Annotated in this window: 26 protein-coding genes; 9 read left to right on the top strand and 17 right to left on the bottom strand. The window is 61.1% G+C overall.

The genetic code is table 11. The features are described 5' to 3' along the window. Positions 1-49 precede the first annotated feature (49 nt). Positions 50-724, bottom strand: coding sequence for a histidine phosphatase family protein (locus ACP7EE_RS19255; RefSeq protein WP_420650188.1), 675 nt, complete (start codon positions 722-724; stop codon positions 50-52). A gap of 323 nt (positions 725-1047) precedes the next feature. Here ACP7EE_RS19255 and ACP7EE_RS19260 point away from each other — a divergent pair, with 323 nt between their 5' ends. Together ACP7EE_RS19260 and hemB are read left to right on the top strand one after the other, a co-directional pair. Then, complete coding sequence (locus tag ACP7EE_RS19260) at positions 1048-1746, top strand: glutathione binding-like protein (protein ID WP_426235926.1); 699 nt, start codon at positions 1048-1050, stop codon at positions 1744-1746. Positions 1747-1891: 145 nt separating this feature from the next. Next, positions 1892-2866: a porphobilinogen synthase gene (hemB, locus tag ACP7EE_RS19265; RefSeq protein ID WP_426235928.1), complete on the top strand. Its 975-nt coding sequence runs from the start codon at positions 1892-1894 to the stop codon at positions 2864-2866. 142 nt (positions 2867-3008) lie between these two features. On the opposite strand, the gene ACP7EE_RS19270 is transcribed toward hemB, so the two are convergent. Then, complete coding sequence (locus tag ACP7EE_RS19270) at positions 3009-4544, bottom strand: FAD-dependent monooxygenase (protein WP_426235930.1); 1536 nt, start codon at positions 4542-4544, stop codon at positions 3009-3011. A gap of 88 nt (positions 4545-4632) precedes the next feature. Continuing rightward, positions 4633-5508: a LysR substrate-binding domain-containing protein gene (locus tag ACP7EE_RS19275; protein ID WP_426203791.1), complete on the bottom strand. Its 876-nt coding sequence runs from the start codon at positions 5506-5508 to the stop codon at positions 4633-4635. A gap of 200 nt (positions 5509-5708) precedes the next feature. Here ACP7EE_RS19275 and ACP7EE_RS19280 point away from each other — a divergent pair, with 200 nt between their 5' ends. Genes ACP7EE_RS19280 through ACP7EE_RS19295 form a run of 4 tightly spaced genes read left to right on the top strand, consistent with a single transcriptional unit; the run spans position 5709 to position 9038 of the window. Continuing rightward, on the top strand, positions 5709-6626 hold the full coding sequence (locus tag ACP7EE_RS19280) for an NAD-dependent epimerase/dehydratase family protein (protein WP_426203790.1): 918 nt from the start codon (positions 5709-5711) through the stop codon (positions 6624-6626). A gap of 8 nt (positions 6627-6634) precedes the next feature. Further along, positions 6635-7843 carry an MFS transporter gene (locus ACP7EE_RS19285; RefSeq protein ID WP_426235932.1) on the top strand — a complete coding sequence of 403 codons (1209 nt, stop codon included), beginning with the start codon at positions 6635-6637 and terminating at the stop codon, positions 7841-7843. A 23-nt stretch (positions 7844-7866) separates the two neighbouring features. Beyond that, positions 7867-8628, top strand: coding sequence for an NUDIX hydrolase (locus tag ACP7EE_RS19290; RefSeq protein WP_426235934.1), 762 nt, complete (start codon positions 7867-7869; stop codon positions 8626-8628). Then, positions 8628-9038 carry a MerR family transcriptional regulator gene (locus ACP7EE_RS19295; RefSeq protein WP_426235936.1) on the top strand — a complete coding sequence of 137 codons (411 nt, stop codon included), beginning with the start codon at positions 8628-8630 and terminating at the stop codon, positions 9036-9038. The genes ACP7EE_RS19290 and ACP7EE_RS19295 overlap by 1 nt, the downstream gene beginning before the upstream one ends. Here the strand turns inward: ACP7EE_RS19295 and ACP7EE_RS19300 are convergent. From ACP7EE_RS19300 to ACP7EE_RS19335, 8 genes are read right to left on the bottom strand one after another with little or no spacing between them, the layout of a single operon-like run. Further along, positions 9029-10144, bottom strand: coding sequence for an acyltransferase family protein (locus ACP7EE_RS19300; protein ID WP_426235938.1), 1116 nt, complete (start codon positions 10142-10144; stop codon positions 9029-9031). The two genes, ACP7EE_RS19295 and ACP7EE_RS19300, sit on opposite strands and share 10 nt — an antisense overlap. Positions 10145-10188: 44 nt before the next feature. Continuing rightward, complete coding sequence (locus tag ACP7EE_RS19305) at positions 10189-10902, bottom strand: HAD family hydrolase (protein WP_426235940.1); 714 nt, start codon at positions 10900-10902, stop codon at positions 10189-10191. A gap of 33 nt (positions 10903-10935) precedes the next feature. Further along, positions 10936-11754, bottom strand: a complete 819-nt coding sequence (locus ACP7EE_RS19310) for a sugar phosphate isomerase/epimerase family protein (RefSeq protein ID WP_426235942.1) — start codon at positions 11752-11754, stop codon at positions 10936-10938. Next, positions 11751-12527, bottom strand: coding sequence for an SDR family NAD(P)-dependent oxidoreductase (locus ACP7EE_RS19315; protein ID WP_426235944.1), 777 nt, complete (start codon positions 12525-12527; stop codon positions 11751-11753). The genes ACP7EE_RS19310 and ACP7EE_RS19315 overlap by 4 nt, the downstream gene beginning before the upstream one ends. Continuing rightward, the gene (locus ACP7EE_RS19320) at positions 12515-13714 is read right to left on the bottom strand and encodes an alcohol dehydrogenase catalytic domain-containing protein (protein ID WP_426235946.1); all 1200 of its coding nucleotides are present in this window, start codon (positions 13712-13714) and stop codon (positions 12515-12517) included. The genes ACP7EE_RS19315 and ACP7EE_RS19320 overlap by 13 nt, the downstream gene beginning before the upstream one ends. Continuing rightward, positions 13707-14804: an ROK family protein gene (locus tag ACP7EE_RS19325; RefSeq protein WP_426235948.1), complete on the bottom strand. Its 1098-nt coding sequence runs from the start codon at positions 14802-14804 to the stop codon at positions 13707-13709. Before ACP7EE_RS19325 ends, ACP7EE_RS19320 begins: the two co-directional genes overlap by 8 nt. A 10-nt stretch (positions 14805-14814) precedes the next feature. After that, complete coding sequence (locus ACP7EE_RS19330) at positions 14815-16038, bottom strand: sedoheptulose 7-phosphate cyclase (RefSeq protein WP_426235950.1); 1224 nt, start codon at positions 16036-16038, stop codon at positions 14815-14817. Positions 16039-16080: 42 nt separating this feature from the next. Continuing rightward, positions 16081-17262, bottom strand: coding sequence for a Gfo/Idh/MocA family protein (locus ACP7EE_RS19335; RefSeq protein WP_426235952.1), 1182 nt, complete (start codon positions 17260-17262; stop codon positions 16081-16083). A 580-nt stretch (positions 17263-17842) separates the two neighbouring features. Between ACP7EE_RS19335 and ACP7EE_RS19340 the strand changes: the two genes are divergently transcribed. Continuing rightward, positions 17843-18931 carry a DUF1615 domain-containing protein gene (locus ACP7EE_RS19340; RefSeq protein WP_426235954.1) on the top strand — a complete coding sequence of 363 codons (1089 nt, stop codon included), beginning with the start codon at positions 17843-17845 and terminating at the stop codon, positions 18929-18931. Positions 18932-19006: 75 nt separating this feature from the next. On the opposite strand, the gene ACP7EE_RS19345 is transcribed toward ACP7EE_RS19340, so the two are convergent. The 4 genes from ACP7EE_RS19345 to ACP7EE_RS19360 all read right to left on the bottom strand — a co-directional run bounded on the left by ACP7EE_RS19345 (position 19007) and on the right by ACP7EE_RS19360 (position 21330). Then, on the bottom strand, positions 19007-19366 hold the full coding sequence (locus ACP7EE_RS19345) for a hypothetical protein (protein ID WP_426235956.1): 360 nt from the start codon (positions 19364-19366) through the stop codon (positions 19007-19009). A gap of 113 nt (positions 19367-19479) precedes the next feature. Further along, positions 19480-20181: an anti-sigma factor gene (locus ACP7EE_RS19350; protein ID WP_426235958.1), complete on the bottom strand. Its 702-nt coding sequence runs from the start codon at positions 20179-20181 to the stop codon at positions 19480-19482. Then, positions 20178-20711, bottom strand: coding sequence for a sigma-70 family RNA polymerase sigma factor (locus ACP7EE_RS19355; RefSeq protein WP_426235960.1), 534 nt, complete (start codon positions 20709-20711; stop codon positions 20178-20180). The genes ACP7EE_RS19350 and ACP7EE_RS19355 overlap by 4 nt, the downstream gene beginning before the upstream one ends. 97 nt (positions 20712-20808) lie before the next feature. Then, the gene (locus ACP7EE_RS19360; protein WP_420650180.1) at positions 20809-21330 is read right to left on the bottom strand and encodes a DUF3455 domain-containing protein; all 522 of its coding nucleotides are present in this window, start codon (positions 21328-21330) and stop codon (positions 20809-20811) included. A 203-nt stretch (positions 21331-21533) separates the two neighbouring features. On the opposite strand from ACP7EE_RS19360, the gene ACP7EE_RS19365 reads away from it, so the two are divergent. Further along, positions 21534-22157 (top strand): glutathione S-transferase, encoded by a 624-nt coding sequence (locus ACP7EE_RS19365; RefSeq protein ID WP_426235962.1) that lies wholly within the window; start codon positions 21534-21536, stop codon positions 22155-22157. On the opposite strand, the gene ACP7EE_RS19370 is transcribed toward ACP7EE_RS19365, so the two are convergent. Beyond that, positions 22158-22598 carry a CBS domain-containing protein gene (locus ACP7EE_RS19370; protein WP_420650178.1) on the bottom strand — a complete coding sequence of 147 codons (441 nt, stop codon included), beginning with the start codon at positions 22596-22598 and terminating at the stop codon, positions 22158-22160. Positions 22599-22941: 343 nt separating this feature from the next. On the opposite strand from ACP7EE_RS19370, the gene ACP7EE_RS19375 reads away from it, so the two are divergent. Further along, on the top strand, positions 22942-25302 hold the full coding sequence (locus ACP7EE_RS19375) for a DNA polymerase II (protein WP_426235964.1): 2361 nt from the start codon (positions 22942-22944) through the stop codon (positions 25300-25302). On the opposite strand, the gene ACP7EE_RS19380 is transcribed toward ACP7EE_RS19375, so the two are convergent. Then, positions 25267-25737: a DUF1810 domain-containing protein gene (locus ACP7EE_RS19380; RefSeq protein ID WP_426235966.1), complete on the bottom strand. Its 471-nt coding sequence runs from the start codon at positions 25735-25737 to the stop codon at positions 25267-25269. The two genes, ACP7EE_RS19375 and ACP7EE_RS19380, sit on opposite strands and share 36 nt — an antisense overlap. Positions 25738-25752 lie beyond the last annotated feature (15 nt).

A 25752-nucleotide genomic window follows, 5' to 3' on the forward strand; every position in this document is an offset into this window, starting at 1 on the left:
TGTGGGAGCTGGCTTGCCAGCGATGAGGCCATAACAGGCAATACAAAGATCAGGTCGGGCAAGTTGTCTGGCCGTTATCCAGTCCCTGCTTGTAGCTGTGACTCTGCAAACTGGCCTTGCCGTTGTGCCAGGTCAATGTCAGTACATACAGCGAATCGTAGTCGCCCGACTCCCAGTCCTCGGTGATCTTCTGCTTGCCGCCCACCGCGTTGCCCGCGACCTTGTTGATCAGTTCCGGCAGATAGCCGTGCGACCAGGCCGTGTAGATGGTTGCGTTGTGGTACTTGTCGTCGGTCAATTCACGAGCGAGGTCGCTGGTGTCGTTGGCGGAAAACTCGATGTTCACCGGCAGCCCGAGTTTGATCGCGGCGGGGCTGATGGTCATCAGGGGGCGAATATAGCTGTAGGAATTGTCCAGCTCGCCTTCCTCGACATTGCGCGTTGGATTGGCGGCGAACACATAGTCGGCCTTGCCGAATTTTTCCGGCAACAGCGTCGACAGATCGATCGCACGGTTCAGACCTTGGCAGTTGAGCTGGCCCAGACCACCTTCGGGTTTCTCCGCATGACGCAGGAATACCAGGGTTTGCGTGCCGTCAGCCGTTTGCGCGCGGCTTTCGCTGGACTCGAGCGACAAACACAGCGCACTGGCCACCAACAGGGAGGGCAGGGCCACGTAGGCGCGATGTTTGAAGCGTTTGGCGACTTTCATCAAGTTCGTCATTGAATAGAAGTTCTTCAGCAGTTTCGGTTAAGGCTGACAAACCTTGACACCACGGGCTCCCAGCACCGGGTGTGTTCCTTGTCGTGAAGCGCATCCTTTGAGTGCCCTGCGGCCCATTTGGTTCGATCCGGGTCGTGCGCGGCACTCTAGCGGCATCCGGGGATGGCTTGAACGCAGGATAGCGACAGGATGTTACGGTTCGTGTAGGCGCTGCCGCAGGCTGCGATCTTTTAAGCAGCCGCGAGGCGTCAAGATCAAAAGATCGCAGCCTGCGGCAGCTCCTACATTATGATCAGCACTCAATTTGTGACTGGATGCTTCCCATGACCGATCTGTCCGCGTTCCCGATCACCCAGAAGTGGCCGGCGCAGTACCCAGACTGGATTCAGCTGTACTCATTGCCGACCCCCAACGGCGTCAAAGTCTCGATCATGCTCGAAGAAATCGGCCTGCCCTACGAGGCGCACCGCGTGGGCTTCGACACTCAGGATCAGATGTCGCCGGAGTTTCTGTCGCTGAACCCGAACAACAAAATCCCGGCGATCCTCGATCCGCACGGGCCGGATGATCAGCCGCTGCCGTTGTTCGAATCCGGCGCGATTTTGATCTATCTCGCCGACAAAAGCGGCCAGTTACTGGCGCAGGAAGGCGCGTCCCGCTACGAAACCATTCAGTGGCTGATGTTCCAGATGGGCGGCATCGGCCCGATGTTCGGTCAGTTGGGTTTCTTCAATAAGTTCGCCGGCAAGGATTACGAAGACAAACGTCCGCGTGATCGCTACGTCGAGGAAAGCAAACGCCTGCTCGGCGTACTCGAAACCCGTCTGCAAGGCCGTGACTGGATCATGGGCGAGCGCTACACCATTGCCGACATCGCGACCTTTCCGTGGGTGCGTAATCTGATCGGTTTTTATGAAGCGGGTGATCTGGTCGGCATCAACAATTTCCCTAACGTGACCCGGGTGCTCGAGCGCTTTGTCGCGCGCCCGGCGGTGATGCGTGGATTGACGATACCGTCATAACCCGCGCAATAAACGTGGGCGCGGAGGATTATTGCGTTGGCAGTAATGCACTATTGATTGATCCAGGTTTGTACCTGCGCGCCCGCAAGGCATAAGCTGCGCCCCCTACGACTTTCGTCTCATCCGCCGTTTTTCAGGAAGATCCATGTCCAGTCAGTTCCCCGAAGCACGTCCACGCCGTCTGCGCCGCAATGCGAGCCTGCGCAGCCTGTTCCAGGAAACCGAGTTTTCGCTCAACGATCTGGTGCTGCCGATTTTCGTTGAAGAAGAGATTGACGATTTCGTGCCGATCAATAGCATGCCCGGCGTGCAGCGTATTCCCGAACGCAAACTGGCGGGCGAGATCGAGCGCTATGCACGCGCCGGGATCAAGTCGGTGATGACCTTTGGCGTGTCACATCATCTGGACGCCAGCGGCAGTGACACCTGGCGTGAAAACGGTCTGGTGTCGCGCATGTCGCGCACCATCAAGGATGCCGTGCCGGAGATGATCGTGATGTCCGACACCTGCTTCTGCGAGTACACCGACCACGGCCATTGCGGCGTGATGCACAACCATGAAGTCGACAACGACCTGACCTTGATCAACCTTGGCAAACAGGCCGTTGCAGCGGCGCGTGCCGGCGCCGATGTGATCGCACCGTCGGCCGCGATGGACGGCCAGGTGCGGGCGATTCGCCGTGCGCTGGATGAGGCCGGTTTCACCCAGATTCCGATCATGGCCTATTCGACCAAATTCGCTTCGGCGTTGTACGGGCCGTTCCGTGAGGCCGGTGGCAGTGCGCTGAAAGGCGATCGCAAAAGCTATCAGATGAACCCGATGAACCGCCGCGAAGCGCTGCGTGAATCCTTGCTCGACGAGCAGGAAGGCGCGGATGCGCTGATGGTCAAACCGGCCGGCGCCTACCTCGACATCATCCGCGACATCCGCGAAGCGTCGAACCTGCCGCTGGCGGCGTATCAGGTCAGCGGCGAGTACGCGATGATCAAGTTCGGCGCGCAGGCCGGAGCGATTGATGAAGATCGCGTGGTGCGTGAAAGCCTTGGCGCGATCAAACGTGCGGGTGCGGATTTGATCTTCACCTACTTCGCGATGGATCTGGCCCTCGCCGGGATCTGATCAACACCTCGAAACCCTGTGGGAGCTGCGGTGCGACGATTCGACTTGCCAGCGATGGGGTCGGGACAGTCGATATCACCGTTGACTGAACCACCGCTATCGCTGGCAAGCCAGCTCCCACAGGTTTCGTGTTGTTTTTGAGTTATGGGCAAGTGAAGAAGGGCCGGATTCCGTGATCGCGAAAATAGCGCTCGATCACTTTCGGATCGGCGCTGTTATCGGCGATCGCCACATAGGTATCCGGGCGCAGCAGGTAAAAACCGTTGCGCCCCAGTCCTGCCGCTTCGAACGCCGGGCGCCAGTCGAACACATGCAGCGGTAGGTGATGTTCGTTGCACCAGGCGATCATTTCGTCGCTGGTGTCGCCGTACACATGCACCTGCCAGCACGGCTGGCGCAGCGGTTCGTAATTATCCCCCTCACCATCATGCGCCCACGGCAGACGGTCGCCACCGTGCACGTGGCCGGCCGAGCCTTCGCCCAGGGTCATCCCGCGATAGTTGACGGTGATTTGGGAAATGGTGCGAAACAGAAACTCGCGGCTGCTCTCGAACGCGGCCATTTTCGGAATCAGAAACGGCGCCAATCGCGTGCGCAGCAAATCCGCCATACGCCCCTCGGCGGTGACGAAGCTGAACACTTTGTCGGTGGTCGACACCAGTCGCCGGGCGAAGGCGATGCGTTCCGGTTCGTAGCTGTCGAGCAGCGTCGGCGTGGCAGCGCCGCTGAGCACTGCCGCAAGTTTCCACGCCAGATTGATCGCATCGCCGATGCCGGTGTTCATGCCTTGGCCACCGGCGGGGCTGTGCACATGCGCCGCGTCGCCGAGCAGGAACGCGCGGCCGCTGCGAAAGTGCTCGGCCACCCGGTGATGCACGCGGTAAGTCGAGAACCAGTTGACGTCGTCGATGTGCACTTTCAAATGCTCGATGGCACGGCTGCTGACATCCGAGAATTCGAGGGTTTCGGCGCGTGCGGCGCGTTCATCGCGCACGGTGCCGATCAAGCGGGCGCGGCCTTCACCGGCCAGCGGGAACACCGCGAGAAAGTCCGCTTCGTCCAGGTCCAGATGCAGCTCGCCATTCAGCGCCGGGCCGCTGGCCTGCACATCGGCGACGTAGAAAATCTGCTGATAAGTGCCGCCGGGGAAACCGGTGTCCAGCGTTTTGCGCACGATCGAACGGGCGCCATCGCAACCGGCGAGATAGCACGCCTGACAGATTTCCTGCTCGCCATCGGCCAGGCGCAAATGCGCGGTAAGGCCGTCGCCGTGTTCCTCGAAACTCTCAAGCGTAGTGTTGCGCTCGACCGTCACGCCGTAGTCTTCGAGGCGTTCGATCAGCAGTTGCTCGTGCTGGTCCTGCGGGAAGATTTTCAGAAAGGCATAAGGCGTCAGACCTTCGCCGATGCGATCCAGCGGCAACCGCGCCACGGCTTTGCCTTTAACCCAGAAATTCGCCGCAGCAACGCGGTGGCCGTTGCGCACGATGGTCTCGGTCAGATCCAGTTGCCGGTACAACTCCAGTGTGCGCGCCTGCACTGCCAACGCCCGCGAAGTGGTGCCGGGCCTGGAGGTTTTATCGATGATGCGCACGCGGATCGCCAGTTTGCTCAGCCACAGGGCCAGCACCAGTCCGGTCGGGCCTGCGCCGATGATCAGTACGTCGCTGCGGTTCATGATGGCCACTTCCCGAGCGCAGGGCAGGGTGCAAAGGAGGAGCTTTAAGTGAAGTCCATCGCAGCCACTGACGCCAGTGCAGCATTGCTCAAAAGTCGGCGGACTTGATGAAGTCGATGAAGGCTTTCTGCCGCGATGTGTACTGATGCGCATGGGGCCAGAGCGCATGAATCGGTGTGGCATTGGTTGAGTGCGCCAGCAACATGGGGGTCAGCCGGCCGTCCGCCAGCGGTTTGCGGATCGAGATGTCCGGCAGGCAGGCGATGCCCAGCCCCTTGAGGGCAAAGTCGATGCGGGTATTGATGTCGTTGCAGACAATCGCGGTGGGCAAGTACAGCTCGCCACAATCATCGAGTGGCCACGGCTCGACCTTGCCGGAGTTGGGCGAGCGATAGTGCAGCAGTTTGTGCTCAAGCAATTGCTCCGGGCGGTCGGGCATGCCGTGCCGCTCGAGATAGGCAGGGGAGGCGACGATCAAGCGGCGAAAATGGCCCATCGGGTGCGCGCGCAAGTTGCTGTCAGCCACCTCGCCGACGCGGATGGCCGCGTCGAAACCCTCCTGAATGATGTCAACGTTGCGCTCGGCGTAGTCCAGTTCCAGTTCGATTTCGGGATAGCGCTCGTTGAAGCGCGCCAGATGATCGAGAAACACGTCACTGATCGGCGCCAGACTGATCTTCAGCCGGCCTCGGGGCAGGTCGGCGGCTCTGCTCAACTCGGTCTGGATTTCCTCGATTTCGTCGAGAATCCTCCGGCTGCGCTCCAGCAGTTTTTCACCTTCCGGCGTCAGCGCGATGCTCCGGGTGCTGCGCTGAAACAGCTGCACTCCGAGACTTTCTTCCAGCCGCGAAATGCGCTTACCGATGGCTGAGGCCGATACACCCATGGCTCTGCCTGCGGCGACAAAGCTGCGCAACTCGGCGACTTGTACAAACACGGAAAACGCGGCAACGGATTCGAGCATGACACTTCCTTGATTGCGGACATCGGTGGCCGCACAGACCGGAACGGTAACCTACTTTTTCCGCAATGCCTATGCCACTAACCTTCACAGCGCCTGCAATGTTGGTCGGTTACCCGACGACAAGACAGCGCATCAGGGAGGCTGTACCGCTCAGGGACGAGCCCGATTTTTTCCGGTTCAGGACGACAGGAGTCGCCATTTTGAAAGCATTTGTGACGGGCGTTACCGGCTACATCGGTGGGTCGATGGCCATGGCGTTGATCGACCGTGGATATGAGGTGACTGGCCTGGTGCGTTCGGCGCATCAGGCCAGCGCGGTGGGACGGCTGGGCATCATCCCGGTACTGGGAACGTTGTATGACACCGAAATCATCAAGAAACAGGCGCTGGCGGCGGATTTGATCGTCAACGCGGCCAATTCCGACAACGCCTACGTGGTTTCCACGCTGTTGCAGAGTCTGCGCGGCACCAGCAAGACCCTGATTCATTACAGCGGCACCAGCGTCATCGGTGACCGTGCCGAGGGCGCGGGTTCAGACCAGCAATGGACGGAGCAATCGCAACCGCGTCCACGTCTGGAAAAGGTCGGCCGGGTGGCTATCGATAACGCAATTCGCATGGCCGGTCAGCAGGGCCTGCGCACACTGGTGGTGTGCCCGACCATGGTGTTCGGTGAAGGACGCGGGCTGCACAAGGATTCGATTCAGATTCCGCTGTTGACGCGTCTGGCAATCGAACACGGGGTTGGCACCTACGTCGGCAGCGGTGAGAACCGCACAGCATTCGTGCACATCGATGACTTGGTCAGCTTGTCGCTGCTGATGCTTGATAAGGCTGAAAGCGGTGCGTATCTGTTCGCTGAAAACGGTGAAGTGTCAATGAAGGACCTGGCGCAAGCCATCAGCGAAAAGCTCGGTTTCGGCGGTCGTACGCAGTCGGTGTCGATGGAATACATCCTCAGTAAATGCTGCGCTCATGACCCGGAAGAAGCCGAATACGGTCTGGGCTCGAACATTCGCGTCTGCGGCCAGAAAGCCCGGGATTTTGGCTGGGAGCCACAACACTCGGACGTCCTTAAGTGGATCAGTGAAAGCAATAGCCTGGGGTTTTCGCAATGAGCGTCGCAATGAATGTAAATCTGCGCAATAAGGATGAACGCGTGATGAGCTGGCCGCTGTTCGCCCTGGCCATCGCTGCTTTTGCCATCGGTACCGCCGAATTCATCATCATGGGCCTGCTGCCGCAGGTGTCGGCAGATCTCGGGGTGTCGATTCCCTCCGCCGGCTATCTGGTATCGGGGTACGCCATGGGTGTCGTGGTAGGTGGCCCGCTGCTGGCGATGCTGGTCGGCAAGATGGAAGAAAAACGTGCGCTGTTGATCCTGATGGCGATCTTCACCATCGGCAACGTCGCCTGCATGATCGCGCCGGACTTCACCTCGTTGATTGTGGCGCGGGTATTTACCGCGTTCAGCCACGCCTCGTTCATCGGCATGGCAGCGGTGCTCGCATCGCGTATCGCCCCGCCGGGCAAGGAAGGTCGGGCGATGACGCTGATGTTCACTGGCATGACGCTGGCTAACGTGCTCGGTGTGCCGGTGGGCTCGCTGGTCGGTCAGGTCTACGGCTGGCGTACCACGTTTTTGGGTGTGGTCGCGCTCGGTCTGATTTCGCTGGTGATGGTCTGGTATCTGGTGCCTTCACGGGCGGGTGCCAACAAGCAACAGACGCGCGCCAATCTGCAAGGGATGAAACGCCCGATCATCTGGCTCGGCCTGATGACCAGCGTGATGGCGTCGGCCAGCATGTTCGCGTTCTTCACCTATATCGTGCCGATCCTGCAAGACGTTACCCATGTCGAACCGAAGTTTGCCAGTGTCGCGCTGCTGGTCTGCGGTGTTGGCATCACCATCGGCGGCTTGCTCGGTGGCCGTCTGGCCGACTGGAGCCTCACCCGCTCGCTGGTGCTGACCCTGCTGGCGCTGATTGTGGCGCTGGTCAGCTTCTACTGGACCAGTCACTCGGTTTATCCGGCCGTGATCAACATGGCGGTGTGGGGGTGTCTGTCGTTTTCGGTCGGTATGCTCCTGCAAGCGATGATCATCCGCGTGGCGGGCGAGTCTGCCAACTACGCGTCGACCTTGAACGTCGGTGCGTTCAACCTGGGTAATGCGATCGGTGCGTGGGTCGGTGGCCGAGTGATCGATGCCGGCATGCCGCTGAACTCGATCACCCTGGTGGCGGCGGGCATTTCCGTGGTCACGCTGGTGATGGTGCTGGGGATGTTCCTGAGCCGCGACCGCCGTTTGTTGAGCTATTCGTCAGCCACTGCCTGAGTCGCTGGAGCGCCAGGAATCACTTGCGGTTCCTGGCGCAGGTCAAAGGCTCAAGGATGGGCATTGCTGGCATATTGCCTGGGTCGTCGCATGGCAGTAATGTAGCGCCGCTGCGCAGTGCCCGGTGGCACGCTTTCGCACGCAAAACGCAGGGAAACTCATCAATGGATGATGAATCGAAATACAACCCGTCGGCACAGTGGCGGATAACAGGGCAAGCGGTGGTGCATGCAAACCCCTGGTTTTCCGTGATCAGGCACGCCGTACAGTTACCCGATGGCCAGGCCATCGACTATTTCGGCGTTCATCATGAACGTCCGGCCGTGGGCATTCTGGCCCGGCAGGAGGGGCGGATTCTGCTGATTCAGCAGTACCGCATGCTGACCGGCCAGTGCGTCTGGGGCTTGCCTTCGGGTGGTGTCGATGCCGGTGAAAACACCCTCCAGGCCGCTCAGCGCGAGCTGCTTGAAGAAACCGGATATGCCGCCCGCGATTGGCAGCCGCTGATTGCCTTTCATCCCACTTACGGTTGCAGCGACCAACGCTTCGAGATCTTTCAGGCGCAGGATGTACAGCGCCTGAGTGAGCACTTCGACACTCATGAGGTGCTGCAGGTGCGCTGGTTTTCAATCGAGGAGATTTTTCAGTTGATCGCCGAGGGCTGCATGACGGACGGCTTGTCGCTGGTGCCGATTCTGCTCAGCGTCTGCCAGCCGGCGGCGATCAACGCGCACGCCACGGCAAACCCGTCGGTTCTCAGTCAACAGCAAGCAAGGATGGCGTAATGAAGATCAACGAATTGTCGAAAAAATCCGGTGTCAGCCCGCGCATGTTGCGCTACTACGAGGAGCAAGGGCTGATCCGGCCGATGCGTCTGGCGTCCGGCTATCGCGATTACTGCCAGAACGACATTTCGGTCCTGAAGAACATCAAGGCACTGCAAGAGGCTGGGCTGACGCTCAATGTCATTCGCGTGCTGATGCCGTGCATCATCAGTCAGCCAGTGCGCTTCGATCCCTGTCCGCTGATTGTCGCGACGCTCAAGGATCAGCGTTTCAAGCTGCAGCGCACCATCGAAGATCAGTCGCGTGCGCTGTCGATTCTCGAGCAATACCTGGAGGAGACCGGGCAGATGGATGTTCCTGAGATTCTGCCGAACTCCATGTGGGAGTCCGGCAGTCTCGCCTACGCCTGAGGTCTGCCGGCGACTGGCAGCGCCCGCGTACGCTGCAGATTGCGCAGGCCACGCATGGCCGGGCGCTCAATCAGCAGGAAGGTGATGCGCGCGATCAGAATGGCGATTGCCGCGAATACGGCAATCGACAGCGCGGTCGCCATCGAAGCACTGAGGCCGTGCTGAAGCAATCTGTCGGCCAGGCCATGCATGAAGTAATTGAGCTGGTTGTGCACCAGATAGATGCTGTACGAAATCACCCCCAGACGATAAAACGGTGGCGCGCCGACCAGGCGTGCCGCCGCATGCTGGCCGGACTGCAACGCCAGAATCAGCAGCGGGAAGCACGCCACAATCAGTACGTCTGCGCCCTTCAAGGTCATCATCAGTAGGGTCCCTGTGCAGATCACGCCCGCCACCACCGGATGGCCCAGCCAGCGGCGGATCCAGGCAAAATCCAGTGCACGGTAGGTCATGATCCCCATGACGAAATCCGCGAGGCAGCGCATCACCGGATAGGGAGTACCGTAGTGCCAGATATCGAGAAACCCCGAACGCTTGGGTTCATCGAACAGTTCCGGGGAAATCGCGATCAACGACAACAGGGCCCAGGCGCCGAGCATGGCCAGCAGGTTCGCCGGCCACGAGCGTCGCAACAGTGCGAGCACGATAAACGGAAAGCACAGACTGGCGATCCACTCGGCACTCACCGACCAGCCGGGGGTATCAAGGGTCGGCACGTTGAACAGGGTCTGGAACATTGTCAGGTTGATCAGTGCACTGACCGCGACCGGTGGGCCCGGCCAGCGGTCCATCAGCGAGTTGGCCACCAGCAGCGCTGCCGTGAAAGTCATGACCGCGTACAACGGGTAGATGCGTGAGAGACGCCGGTAGACGAAACGCAGAATGTCCCGGGCGTTGAGCGAGCGTTCGAACAGGTAGCCGTAATTGAGCGCCAGGACGAATCCCGACAGCACCAGAAACAGATCCACCATCAGGTAACCGTTGCCCAGAAGGTTGCCAGCGCGTCCCTCCAGTAACTGTCCGGTATTGAAGTGATAAAGCATGACCATCACCGCCGCGATCCCGCGCAAGCCGGTTAACGCACGTACTTCCTGTTTAAGCATGTCCTTTCACCTGTCCATCATCCGTTATACGACTGTTTAGGCTGTCAGGCGGGTGTCATCCGTGATGCCTTTGAGGTGCTCGGCCTCACCGAAAAATGCAGCACGGCATCCTCGGCGCCGAGGCGCGAATCTATCAGTTCGAGCGCGCGGAAATCGGCGATCCACTCTTCGTCATACAAGTCCTCGGCCTTGAGGGTGGTGGCCAGGGCGATGACTCGCGTTCCCGCCGCATGCGCCGATAGCAGACCGGCGCGTGCGTCCTCGAAACTCAGGCAGTGCGCCGGTTCGACACCCAATACCCGCGCAGCCGCCAAGTATCCATCAGGCGCCGGCTTGCCGGAAGCCACGTCTTCGGCGGTGATGAGGATTGGCGGAATCGGCACCCCCGCCGCCTGCATTCGACGCACGGCCAGCTCGCGGCTGGCCGAGGTCACCACCGCCCAGCGTGAGGCCGGCAGACTTTCGAGAAATCGCCGCGCGCCCGGCACCTCGACGATGCCGTCGGTGTCGGCGATTTCCTCGGCGACAATGCGCGCTGTTTCAGCGTCGATATCGACGCCGGCGGGGGCGAACATGGCCACGGTTTCTGCTGTACGCCGACCGTGGGCGGCATGCAGCACGGTGTCCAGATCGAGGCCGTGACGGTCAGCGAAGCGTCCCCAGGTGCGCTCGACCACCGCAGTCGAATCGACCAGTGTGCCGTCCATGTCGAACAGCAGGGCCTGGGTTGAGATCAGTGAACCTGTTTGTAATTGCATTGGTGTCAACACTCGTTTTGATGAAGGGGAATATCAGTGCAGGGCATTGAGTAGCCAGCCCAGATCGTGTTGCAGGTGTGCGGGGTCGCCGCCGCGGTAATCGTTTTCCAGCACGTAGGTGTCAACCGTGTGCAAGCGCTGGAGCGCGGCAACGGTGTCGGCCACCGCGCCATCGCCCAGCCCCAGCGGCACACTGGCCTCCAGATCGTGACGCCCATCCTTGAGGTGTACCTGGTTGGCGAGGAACGGGTGCAATTGTTCAATCAGCGCGAGCGGTTGTACGCCAGCCTTGAGCGGATTCCAGCTGTCGAGAATCAGCCGGAAATTGCTCCGCTCGACTTGCGTCACCAGTTGCCGCGCACTGGCGACGTCCAGATCATTTTCACTGGCCACCAGCAGTCCGCGCTGGGCGCCTTGCGTGCAGGCCCATTCGAGCAGGCGCGCGCTGGCGTCGAGGGTTTCGCGGTCGCGAATCAGGCTTTGGCGAAAGCTCGGGAAGAACACCATTGGCGCATTCAGATACGCCGCTGCATCAAGGGTCTTGCACACCAGCGTGCGCACCTCTTCGCCCGTCGTCGAGTGTGCCGGGTGGTGCAAACCCAAATCGTTCATGCGATTGCACGCCAGCGCACGGACGCTGACTGCATGCCTCACTCCGGCATCGCGGATCGCCCGCAGCATCGACGGGTTATCCAGTGTCGGTGCGCGCCCCGGCCCACCGAAGTCGAGCTGGATTTCGCGCAAACCGCACCACGCGGTGAATGCCAGCGCCTGGGACCCGGTGAACGGCAGGCGCCAATCGGCCAGGGCAATGCGCGGTGCGGCGGCGTTCGGCTGATCGGCGAACATCATGCCGGGTGCCGGCTCTGCGACACCGGAGGCGCTTCGTCCACGCGCCACGCATCACCGTTGTTACCGACCACCAGGCTGTCGCCATGAAACCCCGCGCCACGGCTGTGGTAGAGACTGCGAGCGACGCGAGCGAAGGTGTCCGGGGTCATATAGTCGGAGTAGTCGAAGCTCGCGGGACGCCGCTGACGGATCCCGGCGGTATCGACCATCTTCTCCGGCAGAACCTGCACTACTCGCACACCGTCGGCGCCTTCTTCCTGCGCCAGAGAGTTAAGCAGGCTGGCCGCTGCCGCTTTGCTCGCGGCGTACCCGGAACGGTTCGGCCCGGCGTTGTAGACAACTTCCGACGACACCCCGACAAACAGCGCCGGGGCACGCAGACGCAAAGCGGGCAGGGTGACATTGAGCGTCAACCACAAGCCATGCAGGTTGACGTTCAACTGATCGCGCCATTCCTGCTCTGTGACTTGCAGCAGCGGCGCGCGTTTCGGGCCGTAGTAGACGGCGCTGTAGAACACCGCATCGAGGCTGGCGCCGAACTCTTGCACAGCGGCTTCCAGGCGCTGACGGCTTTGCACCGGGTCGGTGAAATCGATCGGTCGCCAGATCACGTTTTCGAGGCCAGGCTGGCTGTCTGGATTGGAGCGGCTGAACACCACCACCTGCAGGCCTTCGGCAAGCAGTGCCTGGGCAATCCCGCGGCCAATACCGGTGGAGCCGCCCATCACAAAAATCGTGTTGGAGCGGGGTGCAACTGACGTCAGGCCGTGCATGGCAGGTTTCCAGATTGTTGAAAGGAGGTATCGGCCTTGAGCAGGCTCGAGCAAGGTGTGACGGCGATGGCGATTTTCAGGAAGCGTTCGCCGTCGATTTCGCGCTCGCCACACCACGCCATACGCTGCATCAGTTCGGCGGCCTCGGGCAGGCTCAGCAGGTGTGTGACCAGCGGCGAAAATGTTCCGGGGTTCTGCGCCAGCAATCGTGCCGCGTCTTGCAGGGTGGCGCTGGCGACGCCGCGATGGCCGTACAGCACCAGTGGTTTGCCGGTGTGGGTGAGCACATCGGTGAACGCCCCTGCCAGCGGCAGGCCGCCGCAGTTATGGCTGCGAACCTGGGCGATATCGGCAAGTCCGGGTAGCGATGACAGCCGCGACTCGCCGGGCAAACCACCGATCAGATCGATCACGCCGTGACGCGAAACCTGGCTGACGGCATGCTCGAGGCAGGCCAGGGTGGCGCTGCGTGGCGTGGCGATCAGCGCCGCCACCGGGCGATCCTGCATCGGCAGTTCGAGGCCGGCGCCGAGGTCGTCGAACAGCACGTGACGGTCGAAGTGCAGCCGGTTGCGCTCGCTCCAGTGCAGGCCGGCACTGCTGTGATGCACCATCGTCACCCGCGTCCAGACACCCAGATAACGCTTGGCCAGCAGGGCCGCGAGATGGCCGATGATGCCGTCGCCATAAATGATCAGCGGTCCGGCAGGCTTGCGTTTGCACATCAGCTCAAAGGCGTGGATCACGCACGCCAGCGGTTCGATCAGCGCCGCCAGACGCGCCGGCAGATCCACCGGTAGCGGCACTACAAGCCCACTTTCGACGATGGCCGCGGGAATCTTCACGGATTGCTGGAACATCCCATCCAGTTGATGCCCCAGTAGCATCTGCGGATTGCCCGGATGCGTCGGGTTGAGGATGACGTTCATGCCTGCGCGCAGGTAGTCGGGAACACCCGCTCCGACTTCAAGGATGCGCGCCACGCCTTCGTGGCCGATCACCGGCGCCGGATCGTCGCGCTCGCGCCGCAGGATCTGCAGGTCGGTGCCGCATAGACCGGCGATCAACGGCGCGACACGAATTTCGCCGGCTGCGAGAGAAGGCGTCGGCACGCGCTGAAGGTTGACCCGTTGTCCGTCCCGGACAATCGCCAGATGGCTGGCGGTGAGATTTTCAAAGTCATTCATGCACGTAATGCTCCCTGGCCTGTAACGCGAACAGCCCGGCTCCGGCCAGACCATCGGCCTGTTCGGGGCGCGCGACCACGATGCGATCCATCAGATAGCGCGGCAGGCGCTGGCTGGTGAGGTACAAGCCAGCCTCCTGAAAGTGCCGGGCCAGCAAGCGCAGGTAGTGCGTTTCGAGATTGACGCTGACCCCGCCTACAAACACCACGCGATCGATTTCCGGGTCCAGCGTCAAGGCCATGCGCACCACATCGGCAATTGGCCGGGTGGCCAGATGCAGCAAGTGTTCGGCGTACTCGTCTTGCCGCTCAAGGGCCATTTGCAGCGCTTCTTCATGGCCGCAGCCGACCTCGATCAGCCGCGCCATGGCCGAGGACGCCCAGCGCGAAGGCTGGTTTTTGACCAGCGCGTCGTGCAGGTTTTTCATCCCGCGACCCGAGGAGAACGCCGCCAGGTGGTTCTTCCCGCCACAGTCACACGAAAGCGGGAGGGGGCCGCCCGGGGTGTCCGGCAAGGTTACCGGCAAGTGGCCGATTTCGCCTTGCAGGCCGACGTCGTCCAGCGCAATGCGGTTATTGCGCAGGTCGATCGTGCGGCTGGCGATTCCCGAACTGATGGTGATCAGCAGCACTTTGCGCAGCCCGCTCTGACGCTGCAGGCTGGCGTAGTGGATCAGCACCGCCGTGACATCGTTCACGCTATGCCAGCTGATTTCCGGTGCGCGGGTGCTCAACTCGCTGCGCAAGTCGAACGGTGTGGTGTCGGCGCCCCATAATGGGCCGGAGCCATATACCAGCCCGGTGCGGGCGTTCATCGCGGCGCCCATCGAGATCGACGCCTGACGCAAACCGGACTCTCGCGCGGCATTCACCAGATAGTCGAGCAGGGCGTCCTTGAGTGCACGCGCACTGAGCAGCGGATGCGTCAGAAAGCTGCTCGCCGGCTGGCTGTGCAGATGGCTCAGGCCGCGTTCGGGGTGGAAGTGTGCGCTGCGAAAATGCGTGCCGCCGATGTCGAAGACGATGACGCTGTGCGCGTCATCGTTTTGCGCCAAGGGTCGGGACGTTCTTTCCAGAGTGTCCGTTACCATGGGCAAGTCCTCAGGCCACGCAGCTTTGGTCAGCGCGGCGCTCGCCGCGTTGTTCGATCCAGAGCAAGGCTTGCTCCAGATCGGCCCGGCTGACGTCGTTGACGAAGGCGGTTTGACCGATGCCGTCGGACAGCGGAATACGCTGCAGACCGTCGCGGTGCTTGATGGTGTCGGCCAGTGCCTTCTCGAGCAATTGCAGGTTGAACACCGGATGCGACACCGGCAGTCCCGCGATTTCGATCAGGTCGATGGCACGTTCTGCGTCCGCTGCCGAGAGCAAGCCGCGACCCGCCGCCAGGGCGACGCACAACGCCATGTCCACGGCAACCGCCTCACCGTGCAACAAGGCCGGTTCCGCCAGCAGCTCCAGCGACGGACTGAAGGTGTGTCCGTAATCCACGCAGCGTGCCAGTTCCGCCTCCCACAGGTTGGGCTCGAGTTCGGCGAGCATGCCGGCAATCGCGCGAGACATGATTTCCTTGATCCGCGGGTCATTCGAGGCGAAGGCTTTGGGCGTCAGGTTCGACGACATGTCTTCCAGCAGTTCGAACAGGTCACGGTCCTTGATCAGCGCCATCTTGATGATTTCCGCCACGCCGTTGGAGATGTGGCGCTGATCCATGGTTTGCAGGAAGTACGGATCAATGAACGCGGAAGACGGCGCGTAGTAAGTGCCGAGGCGGTTTTTGTAATCGTCGTGATTGACCCCGGTCTTGATGCCGATCCCGGCGTCGATCTGGCCCATCAGCGTGGTCGGAATGCGAATGTACGGGATGCCCCGGCGATACAGGCTTGATGCAAATCCGACGACGTCCAGCAGCACGCCGCCGCCGATGCCGATCACCACTTCGTTGCGCCGCAACAGATTGGCCGCAGCCATGGCCTGCGCCACTTCGATGGCGTGATCCATGGTCTTGAAGGCTTCATCACCGGACATCACCTTCCACACCACCTGAATTTTCCAGGCCTCGAAGTAGGCGCGAAATTCCTCGCCATACAATTCGTTGACCCGCGCATCGATGACCACCAGCCGGCGCACCGTTTGCACGCCGTTGGCGCCGCAGCCGTATGCGAGGGTCGCGTTGGTGTGCTTGAGCAGACCGGTGTTCAACGACACGCTGTAGTTGACCTCTTGTCGCGCGTGCATGCGCCAGGTCAGGTCGGAGCATTTGGGCAGCGGACTGGCAATGTGCAGACGACGCTGTGGCGTGGCTTGGGTGTTCAAGTTATCCATAACTCTTTACTCGAATAGGGTCGAAATGAGGGCAGGGTGTGATCAATCGATAATCGTGCGGTGAACCTTTACCCAGCGTTCTTCTTCGGCCGAAGCCAGAATCGCATCGATGATTTCGCAGCAGCGCAGGCCGTCGACGAAATTCGGTGCCGGCGACTCGCCGGTCTTCAGTGCATTAATGAAGTGTCGGAAACTCAGGGTGAACGCGTCGCCGTAGCCCATGCCCTGCGCCGTTACCCCGACGCCCAGATCGCCGCCCAGCGCCGGGAACCAGAACAGTTCGGCACCCGGATGAGCGCGTCCCAGCGGAATGGTCCGATAGCCGGAAATGGCCTGAGGATCGGCGCCGTCGAAAAATTGCAGTTCGTTGCTGCGCTCCCAACTGAAACGCACGGCACCCTTGTCGCCAACCACGACAAAGAACACGTCGTTCTTGAAGCCGGGCAACGCCCAACTGGCCTTGATCGTGCCCGTCGCGCCATTGTCGAAACGCACCATCGCCGCCGCCAGATCATCTACCTCAACCTGACCCTGTTGAGTACGATCGTTGGGCAGCGGGCGTTTTTCGATGAAGCGCTGGGTGGTGGCAACCACGCTGTCGACTTCGCCGACGAGGAACCGCGCGAGGTCGATGATGTGTGCGCCGACATCACCCAGGGCACCGGCGCCGGCCGGGCCTTTTTTGAAGCGCCAGTGCAGGGGAATGGTCGGATCGTTGTTGTGATCCTGGAAGAAATGCCCTTCGAAGTGGCGAATCTTGCCCAGCGCGCCGCTTTTGATCAGGGCGCGTGCCTGAGCAATCGCTGGCCAGGCACGGTAGGTGAAGTTGACCATGTGCACCCGGCCGGAGGCGTGTGCCGCCCGTGCCATTTCGGCGGCAAAATGGCTGTTGACTGACAGCGGCTTTTCGCAAATGACATGTTTGCCGTGAGCGAACGCGTCGAGACAGATTTCATGGTGAGAATCGTTCGGGGTGGCCACGTCGACCACATCAATCGAGGGATCACGGGTCACACTCTTCCAGTCGGTGCCGTGGTCTTGCCACCCCCAGCGCGCGGCCTCACGTTCTGCCGCGCGGGCATCGGTGTCGACGATTCGCGCCAGGTCGAAACGATCAGCCGGGTCTTCGGTGTAGCCTGCCAGATTGTTCATCGACAGGCTGTGCAGCTTGGCCATGTAACCGGCGCCGATCATCCCTACACGAAAAGGCTTTGCTGCTTGCATTGTTTCTGGCTCCCATTGGACTTCTTGTCTGGATGCCTGAAAAAGGGGGAGACGCTCCTGCGCTGCCCCCATTCCTTTGTTCTCAGGCGGCGCCATACCACCCTTGACAGTGGTGTGAAGGTCAACAGGTTTTTTAGGTTTTTTACGAAAAAAATGCCCTGCCCGCGTAGTGCTGGCGATTGGTAACGTTTTCCATCGGCTGAAGGTGGTTGTGGGTCGGGGTGGGTATCACACGGCCGGAATGTTCAGACTGCGCTTCCGGGCCTGTTCATTTGCCGTGATGCTTAGACGTCGATGGTCCCCGCGAGCTTGGCAACCCGTGGCTCGCCTTGGGTTAGATAGCCACCCTGTGCTGCTTCCCAATACTTTTTGTTCACCAGGTTTCCACGCCCAAGCGCAGGGTCATGTCTTTCTGCGAAACCTTGAATTTACGACGGCTGCGCCGCCGAGCGGGAGCAAGCTCCTTCGCCACAGGGGGGCTGTGGATGTCAGGGGAACGGGGTTGAGTCATTGCAGTCCTAGCCTGCGCCAGGCGATTGATCGTATGGTGACCCCGGCTTAACGGACTGGAAGACGCTTCATGCACACCCCTCGATTACTCATCAGCCTCGCCGCATTGCTGGTATTGGCCGGTTGCGCCGGTCAGCGCAGTGACGAACCGGCGCCACGCCCGCCCGCCGAGGTTAAGGCGCAGATCGTCAAGCTGCTGCCGGCGAAAACCGTCGACCGTCAGGGCTGGGCCACCGACATCTACGCCGCGTTCGCCGCGCAGGACATCAGCCCGACTACGCAGAATCTGTGTTCGGTACTGGCCGTGGCCGAGCAGGAATCGACGTTTCAGGTCGATCCGCAGGTGCCCGGTCTGGGCAAGATTGCCCGTGACGAAATCGACCGCCGCGCCGCTAAAGTGCACATCCCCAGCCTGCTGGTCAGCGGCGCGCTGCAAGTGCGCTCACCCAACGGCAAGAGCTACAGCGAACGCCTGAGCGCGGCGCGCAGCGAAAAAGAACTCAGCGCGATTTTCGATGACTTCATTGGCTCGGTACCGATGGGCCGCACGCTATTCAGCGGTTTCAACCCGGTGCACACCGGCGGGCCGATGCAGGTCAGCATCGAATTCGCCGAGCAGCACGCCAAGGATTATCCGTACCCGGTGGATGGCACGATTCGCCGCGAAGTGTTCAGCCGACGCGGTGGCATGTATTTCGGCATCGCGCATTTGCTCGGTTATCCGGTGAGCTATCGTGAGCCGCTGTATCGCTTCGCCGACTTCAACGCCGGTTGGTACGCCAGCCGCAATGCGGCGTTTCAGAATGCCGTCAGCCGCGCGTCGGGCATTCCACTGGCGCTGGATGGCGACTTGATTCGCTATGACGCGATCATGCCCGGCACCACCGAACTGGCGGTGCGCACCCTCGGCAAGTCATTGGGCATGCGCAATCCGGTGATTCGCGATCAACTGGAGAAGGGCAAGACGCTGGAATTCGAAGAAACCAGACTCTATCAGCGGGTGTTCGAGTTAGCCGAGAAGGCCGAAGGCAAGACGCTGCCGCGAGCAGTGCTGCCGGGGATCGTGCTGCAAAGCCCGAAAATCACCCGCAAACTGACCACCGCGTGGTTTGCCAAACGCGTGGACGAGCGCTATCGGCGCTGCATGGCCAAGGGCTGACTGAAAAAAACGCATAAAAAAAACCGGCTGGGATGAGCCGGGTTTTTTCTGGGTTGCTGCGGTACAGCCATTCATTCAGACCGCGCGACGTTCGATCAGACGATCCGAACCACCTTCGGCAACGGTGTTGCCTTGCAGACGATCCGAGCCATCAGCGGCAACGGTGTTGCCTTGCAGACGATCCGAGCCGTCGGCGGCGATGGTGTTGCCTTGCAGACGGTCCGAGCCATCAGCAGCGACGGTGTTGCCTTGCAGACGATCCGAGCCATCAGCGGCAACGGTGTTGCCTTGCAGGCGATCCGAGCCGTCGGCAGCAACGGTTTGGCCGTGCAGGCGATCCGAGCCATCGGCGGCGATCATGCTGTGAGTCGGGGCGGCAAAAGCGTTCAGTGCGAAAACCGAGAAAGCGATGCTGAGAAGGATTTGGCGTTTCATGATTGTTTGCTCCGGGGGTGTTTATTGGTTGGTATGGAGCAGATGTTACGCCCGGGATTTTTTATGAGAACTTCATTGACGTGATGGTGAACATCGACGCCGATGATGATTGCTCACAACACCTTAACCGCCCGCCCGATGGCCTGAATCGGCCCGGTCGGTTTGCCGATCGGCGAACCGTTGGCGCCTTCCAGCGTCAGCTCGAACAACTGGTTCGGTTGCAGCGGCGGCAACTTGTCCAGCGGCACCGACAGCGCTTGCCCCGGTTTCACCAGCCCGAGCGACACCGGCCCTTGCCAGCCATCAGCCTTGGTCCAGAATTCCAGTGCTTTATCCGCCGGCACTTCGACCACCCCCAGCGGAATCAACTGAATCTCACGCGAATTGCTCGCCTGAATCACCCAGCCCGGCGCCTTGTCCTGTGGCGCCACCAGCACCACCAGAAAACTCGGTTTCGGCGGGGTCTGCGTCAGCAGGACTGCACCAAGCAGCAAGGTCGCCGCCAGCCCGGCAGCACTCAAACCGCGCCACAGCGGCAGTAGATTCCACCACGAAGTGTTCTCGGCCAGCGGCGCCTTGTGCGTGAGCCGTTCGACACTGCGTTCAATCCGCTGCCACAACTGCGCCGACGGTTGCTGCGCCGGCGCCAGATCAGTCAGCTCCAGCAGACGCCGCTCCCAGGCATCCACCGCCGCACGCAACTCGGGCTCATTGGGCAGGCGTTTTTGCACCTCTGCGCGTTGCTCGGTGGGCAGCGTGCCGAGCACATACTCGCTGGCCAGTTCATCACGATCCTGCGCCGATTCGATGGTCATCCCATGCACTCCCGCAACGCATTCAGGCTGCGTTTGATCCAGGCTTTGACGGTGCCCAGCGGCGTGTCGAGGCGTTGGGCGATCTGCCCGTGGCTGTAGCCGTCGACGTAGGCGTGCAGGATGCAGCGCCGGCGTTGCGGATCGAGTTGTTCCAGGCAGTGGTGGATGCGCGCCGAATGGGCTTGCGCGTCGAATGCATCGTCGATGTCCATGGCTTCATCATCGTCGAGCAGCGGCGTTTCGCGACTGTGATTGCGCAACACATTCAGCGCCAGATGCCGGGTCACGGTAAACATCCAGCCGCGTGCTGAACCTCTTGCCGGATCAAACCCCGCCGCACCAGCCCAGATCTTGATAAATGCGTCATGCACAACGTCCTCGGCCAGCGCCGTGTCGCGCACCAGGCGCCGGGCCACGCCAAGCAGGCGCGGGCTCTCCTGCACATACAAATCGCGCAGGGCCTGACGCTCGCCACGCGCGCAGGCGGCCAAACGGGCTTCGTAGTCAAAGGCGGATTCGGGTAAAGACATGTCCTGCAATCTAGCAAACATCGGCAAAACATCCAGACATCCCAGTGCAACTGTGGGAGCAGATCTGCTCCCACAGCTCATTCTCGCTGCGCGAAACTCAGTTCGCCGCCCAGAAAATGTAGTCAGCCTGATACTTCACCACTTCCTGCTTGCCCTTGTTCGCCGCCGTGCATTCGCTGCCCGGCGCGACGCCGCCCTTGAGCGCCACACGCTGGATGTAGCTGACGCCGCTCATCGCGCCTTTGCCTTCAGCCGGGTTGGCCTTGACCAGTTGATAGGGCAGGTTGCCCGGACTCGACGGCGCTACCGCCAATTGCGTGCCGGTGACTTTCGAACCGTCCTTGGCCTGCCAGGTGGCTGGTGGGCCGAAGTAGGTGCCGACCTGTTTGCCGCTGCGATCATTGAGCACGGCTTTCGGACCGACAAACACCCACTCGGTCTGCCCGGCAGCGTTGGCCTTGTCACGGCATTCGTAAGTGATCTCGCCGACCCCGGTGGTTTCCATCGCGACCTTGTGCCCGTCCGGCACTTTGATGCTCTCCGGCAGAGCGGTTTGCGCGAATGCAGTTGAAGTGGCGGCGAACAGACCGGCGAGGCAAATCAGTTGGGTGGTGTTCATCAGTGTTTCTCCGAATGGGGGTAAACCGCTGACAGCCGAATCGGGCTGTTACAAGGACTACCCGTGACGGACGCGTTTGGATGCACTGCCCGAAAAATAAAATCTGGCGCGAGCCTGCGCAGGAACGCGCATAGCGTGCCAAATCCGATACACCAGCTATAAATAGGGCTACTAAAGATGCCTGTCGGGATTGAGGAGGGGTTATGTATCAGCTCTACGGACATCGCAATTCAGGCGCGGCGGCTATCGAGGCCGCGCTGGAACTGTGCCAGATCGCTTACCGCTTCATCGACGTCGAGGCCAGCGGCGAGGCGGCCGAAGCATTGGCCAGGCTCAATCCGCTCAAGCAGATCCCGACCTTGCAACTGCCCGATGGCAATGCACTGACCGAAAGCGCGGCGATCCTGATTCACCTTGGGCTGACCTTTCCAGATTCCGGTCTGTTACCGAGCGAGCCTGCCGAACGTGATCAGGCGATTCGCGGGCTGGTGTTCATCGTCAGCAATTGCTACAGCGCAATCGGCGTCATCGATTATCCCGAGCGCTGGCTGGTGATGCCGGATGAAGCCACGCGGCAGAATCTGATGACGGGCGCCCGCGAGCGTTTGCACTGGAGTTGGGAAGTGTTCGCCGACCAATTCTCCGCCGAGCTGTACCTCGACGACGAGACGCCGGGCGCGCTGGATGTGTTGGCGGCGGTGGTCACGCGCTGGGCCGGCACCCGCGAACACCTGCGCCAGAGCCGCCCGGGATTTTCTACGTGGTTGCAGCGCATCGACCGCCACCCGGTGCTGGCGCCGGTCTTTGCGCGGCATTGGCCCGAGTGATCAATCGCCGCGAATGTACTGCTCCAGCTGTTTGATCAACTCGGCCTGTTCCGCGATGGCCTCTTTTACCAGGTCACCAATCGACAGCAGGCCGATCAGCTTACCGTTCTCCACCACAGGCAAGTGGCGCAGACGCTTGTCGGACATGATCCCCAGACAGGTGTCGACGGTCTGGTGCGTGTCCACGGTGATCACGTTGGCCACCATGATGTCGCGCACCGGCGTGCCAACCGATGAGCGGCCATGCAGCACCAGTTTGCGCGCGTAGTCGCGCTCGCTGATGATCCCCACGACCTGGTCGTCTTCCACCACCAGCAAGGCGCCGACATTCTTCTCGGCCATTTTCATCAAGGCTTCGAGCACCATGTGATCGGGTTTGATCTGGTGCACTTCCTGATTTTTCTGATCTTTGAGCTTGAGCAGTTGGGCGACGGTTTTCATGGTGATTACTCAGGTGTTGTCGTTGTTATCCAAGCATCGTAGACGCTGGCCCGTAGAGCAAGGGCGCAAAACGGCAGATAGCACGCAAAAAACGTCATTCCACGAAATAATTCCAGTCAACTCAACCTTTGTGGCGAGGGAGCTTGCTCCCGCTGGACTGCGAAGCAGGCCCAAACTCAGACAATCAGTTAAGCCTGACACACCGCATTGGCTGGTTTTGCGACTGCTTCGCAGCCGAGCGGGAGCAAGCTCCCTCGCCACAGGTGATGGGGCAATCAGTGAGGCCTGTAGCGGACGATGCCGCGTAGAATGCCGGTCTGATTCAATTCCTGAGGTCGCAGTGGTGGATTTACAGCAGGGCTTCGTCCTGACCCGGCATTGGCGCGATACACCGGCTGGCACTGAAGTCGAGTTCTGGCTGGCGACCGACGCCGGGCCGCGCCGTTTGCGTTTGCCACATCAGCCGTCGGTGGCGTTTATACCCGCTGTCCAGCGCGAGCAGGCTGAGCGCGTTTTGGCAGATGAAAAAAACGTCGAACTGCGTCCGCTGGCCTTGCTGGATTTCGAGCACCGCCCGGTGCTTGGCCTGTATTGCCAGCAGCACGGTCAGTTGATGCGTCTGGAGACCGCGCTCAACCGTCACAGCATTGACGTGTTCGAAGCCGACGTGCGCCCGCCCGAGCGCTATCTGATGGAGCGCTTCATCACCGCGCCCGTCTGGTTCAGCGGCACCCCGGATGCCGACGGTGTGCTGCTCGACGCCCAGCTCAAACCCGCCCCGGACTACCGGCCGAAACTGCGTCTGGTGTCGCTGGATATCGAGACCACCGAGCAGGGCGACCTGTATTCCATCGCGCTGGAAGGCTGCGGCGAGCGTCAGGTGTACATGCTTGGTGCGCCGAATGGCGATGCCAGCATTGTCGACTTCGACCTCGAATACTGCGACTCACGCACGCTGATCCTGAAGAAACTCAACGACTGGTTCGCCCGTCACGACCCCGACGCGATCATCGGCTGGAACGTCATTCAGTTCGACCTGCGGATTCTCCACGAACATGCGCGGCGCCTCGGTGTGCCGCTCAAGCTCGGCCGTGGCGGTGAAGAAATGCAGTGGCGCGAACACGGCAGCCGCAACCATTACTTTGCCTCGGCAGCGGGGCGGCTGATCATCGACGGCATCGAATCCCTGCGCTCGGCGACCTGGAGCTTCCCCTCGTTCAGCCTGGAGAACGTCGCCCAGACCCTGCTCGGCGAGGGCAAAGCGATCAACAATCCTTACCAGCGCATGGACGAAATCAACCGCATGTTTGCCGAGGACAAACCGGCGCTGGCCAAGTACAACCTCAAGGACTGCGAGCTGGTCACGCGGATTTTCGCCAAGACCGAACTGCTGACGTTCTTGCTCGAACGCGCCAGCGTCACCGGGCTCCCGGCGGATCGCAGCGGCGGGTCGGTCGCGGCGTTCACCCATCTGTATATGCCGCTGATGCACCGTAAAGGTTTCGTCGCGCCAAACCTTGGCACCAATCCGCCGCAAGCCAGCCCCGGTGGGTTCGTCATGGACTCGCAACCGGGGCTGTACGAATCGGTATTGGTACTCGACTACAAGAGTCTGTATCCGTCGATCATCCGCACCTTTCTGATCGATCCGGTGGGGCTGATCGAAGGTTTGCAGCACCCGGACGACGCCGACTCAGTGCCGGGTTTTCGTGGCGCACGCTTCTCGCGCACCCGGCATTGTCTGCCGTCGATCGTGGCGCGGGTGGCCGAAGGTCGCGAGACCGCCAAACGCGAGCACAACGCCCCGCTGTCGCAAGCGTTGAAGATCATCATGAACGCTTTCTATGGCGTGCTTGGTTCCAGCGGTTGTCGGTTTTTCGATACGCGGCTGGCGTCATCGATCACCCTGCGCGGCCACGAGATCATGCTGCGTACCCGGCAATTGATCGAAGCGCAGGGCCACGCGGTGATCTATGGCGACACTGACTCGACCTTCGTCTGGCTACGCCGCTCGCACGATCAGGAGGAGGCGGCGCAGATCGGGCGGGCGCTGGTCGAGCACGTCAACGACTGGTGGCGCGCGCATGTGCGCGAACAGTACGGGCTGGAAAGTGCGCTCGAATTGCAGTTCGAAATTCACTACAAACGCTTTCTGATGCCGACCATTCGTGGCGCCGAGGAGGGCAGTAAAAAACGCTACGCCGGTCTAGTGACCCGCGCCGACGGCAGCGATGAAATGGTCTACAAAGGCCTGGAAACCGTACGTACCGACTGGTCGCTGTTGGCGCGGCAATTTCAACAGGAGTTGTACGAGCGGATTTTCCAGCGCAAGCCGTATCAAGAGTATGTGCGCGACTATGTGCGCAAGACCTTGGCCGGCGAGTTCGACGAACGCTTGATTTATCGCAAGCGCCTGCGCCGCACCCTCGATGACTACGAACGCAACGTGCCACCGCATGTGCGCGCCGCGCGCCTGGCCGATGAATACAACGCGCAGCAGGGCCGGCCACGCCAGTATCAGAATGGCGGCTGGATCAGCTACGTGATCACGCTGGCCGGGCCGGAGCCGCTGGAGGTGCGCCGCGCGGCGATCGACTACGACCACTACATCACCCGGCAATTACAACCGGTGGCGGATGCGATTCTGCCGTTTGTCGACGACGATTTTTCAACCCTGATCGGTGGGCAACTGGGCCTGTTTTGAGTCCAGCAGTTGCAGCGTCCAGTCGTCCGGAATGCCGTGGAAAAACCGGTCCAGCGCTTGGTTGAACGGGCTGTCCGCCGCTGTGAACTGGCCGAACAGGGTCATCGAAGAGTGAAATTTCAAGTCATCCGGATGCCCGAAAATCTCGGCAATCGAGCGCTGGCGTACGTTGAGCACCATTCGCGTGCATGTGCGCAAACGGGCGCCAAGCAGTTCGTGCGCCAGGTAGGCCTGGGTTTCCTCGGCCGATTGAATGGCGAAATGGCGCGACATTTCGCTGCCGCCCAGTCCGGCGAACTGCGGGAAGATAAACCACATCCAGTGGCTGCGTTTGTGGCCTTCTTCGAGTTCGCGTTGCACGCGTTCGAACACCGGTTCCTGAGCCTGGACGAACCGTTGCAGGTTAAAGCCGTCGTGCGGATCAGTGCTTCTCATGGGAAAAGCCCTCTA

Origin of the sequence: Pseudomonas sp. TWP3-2 (assembly GCF_049897765.1) — a bacterium.
Lineage (GTDB): Bacteria > Pseudomonadota > Gammaproteobacteria > Pseudomonadales > Pseudomonadaceae > Aquipseudomonas.

Coding starts and splice junctions, on each gene's coding strand:
- ACP7EE_RS19255 (WP_420650188.1), bottom strand. CDS start 724: ATGACGAACTTGATGAAAGTCGCCAAACGCTTCAAACATCGCGCCTAC.
- ACP7EE_RS19260 (WP_426235926.1), top strand. CDS start 1,048: ATGACCGATCTGTCCGCGTTCCCGATCACCCAGAAGTGGCCGGCGCAG.
- hemB (WP_426235928.1), top strand. CDS start 1,892: ATGTCCAGTCAGTTCCCCGAAGCACGTCCACGCCGTCTGCGCCGCAAT.
- ACP7EE_RS19270 (WP_426235930.1), bottom strand. CDS start 4,544: ATGAACCGCAGCGACGTACTGATCATCGGCGCAGGCCCGACCGGACTG.
- ACP7EE_RS19275 (WP_426203791.1), bottom strand. CDS start 5,508: ATGCTCGAATCCGTTGCCGCGTTTTCCGTGTTTGTACAAGTCGCCGAG.
- ACP7EE_RS19285 (WP_426235932.1), top strand. CDS start 6,635: ATGAATGTAAATCTGCGCAATAAGGATGAACGCGTGATGAGCTGGCCG.
- ACP7EE_RS19295 (WP_426235936.1), top strand. CDS start 8,628: ATGAAGATCAACGAATTGTCGAAAAAATCCGGTGTCAGCCCGCGCATG.
- ACP7EE_RS19300 (WP_426235938.1), bottom strand. CDS start 10,144: ATGCTTAAACAGGAAGTACGTGCGTTAACCGGCTTGCGCGGGATCGCG.
- ACP7EE_RS19305 (WP_426235940.1), bottom strand. CDS start 10,902: ATGCAATTACAAACAGGTTCACTGATCTCAACCCAGGCCCTGCTGTTC.
- ACP7EE_RS19310 (WP_426235942.1), bottom strand. CDS start 11,754: ATGATGTTCGCCGATCAGCCGAACGCCGCCGCACCGCGCATTGCCCTG.
- ACP7EE_RS19315 (WP_426235944.1), bottom strand. CDS start 12,527: ATGCACGGCCTGACGTCAGTTGCACCCCGCTCCAACACGATTTTTGTG.
- ACP7EE_RS19320 (WP_426235946.1), bottom strand. CDS start 13,714: ATGAATGACTTTGAAAATCTCACCGCCAGCCATCTGGCGATTGTCCGG.
- ACP7EE_RS19325 (WP_426235948.1), bottom strand. CDS start 14,804: ATGGTAACGGACACTCTGGAAAGAACGTCCCGACCCTTGGCGCAAAAC.
- ACP7EE_RS19330 (WP_426235950.1), bottom strand. CDS start 16,038: ATGGATAACTTGAACACCCAAGCCACGCCACAGCGTCGTCTGCACATT.
- ACP7EE_RS19335 (WP_426235952.1), bottom strand. CDS start 17,262: ATGCAAGCAGCAAAGCCTTTTCGTGTAGGGATGATCGGCGCCGGTTAC.
- ACP7EE_RS19340 (WP_426235954.1), top strand. CDS start 17,843: ATGCACACCCCTCGATTACTCATCAGCCTCGCCGCATTGCTGGTATTG.
- ACP7EE_RS19345 (WP_426235956.1), bottom strand. CDS start 19,366: ATGAAACGCCAAATCCTTCTCAGCATCGCTTTCTCGGTTTTCGCACTG.
- ACP7EE_RS19350 (WP_426235958.1), bottom strand. CDS start 20,181: ATGACCATCGAATCGGCGCAGGATCGTGATGAACTGGCCAGCGAGTAT.
- ACP7EE_RS19355 (WP_426235960.1), bottom strand. CDS start 20,711: ATGTCTTTACCCGAATCCGCCTTTGACTACGAAGCCCGTTTGGCCGCC.
- ACP7EE_RS19360 (WP_420650180.1), bottom strand. CDS start 21,330: ATGAACACCACCCAACTGATTTGCCTCGCCGGTCTGTTCGCCGCCACT.
- ACP7EE_RS19365 (WP_426235962.1), top strand. CDS start 21,534: ATGTATCAGCTCTACGGACATCGCAATTCAGGCGCGGCGGCTATCGAG.
- ACP7EE_RS19370 (WP_420650178.1), bottom strand. CDS start 22,598: ATGAAAACCGTCGCCCAACTGCTCAAGCTCAAAGATCAGAAAAATCAG.
- ACP7EE_RS19380 (WP_426235966.1), bottom strand. CDS start 25,737: ATGAGAAGCACTGATCCGCACGACGGCTTTAACCTGCAACGGTTCGTC.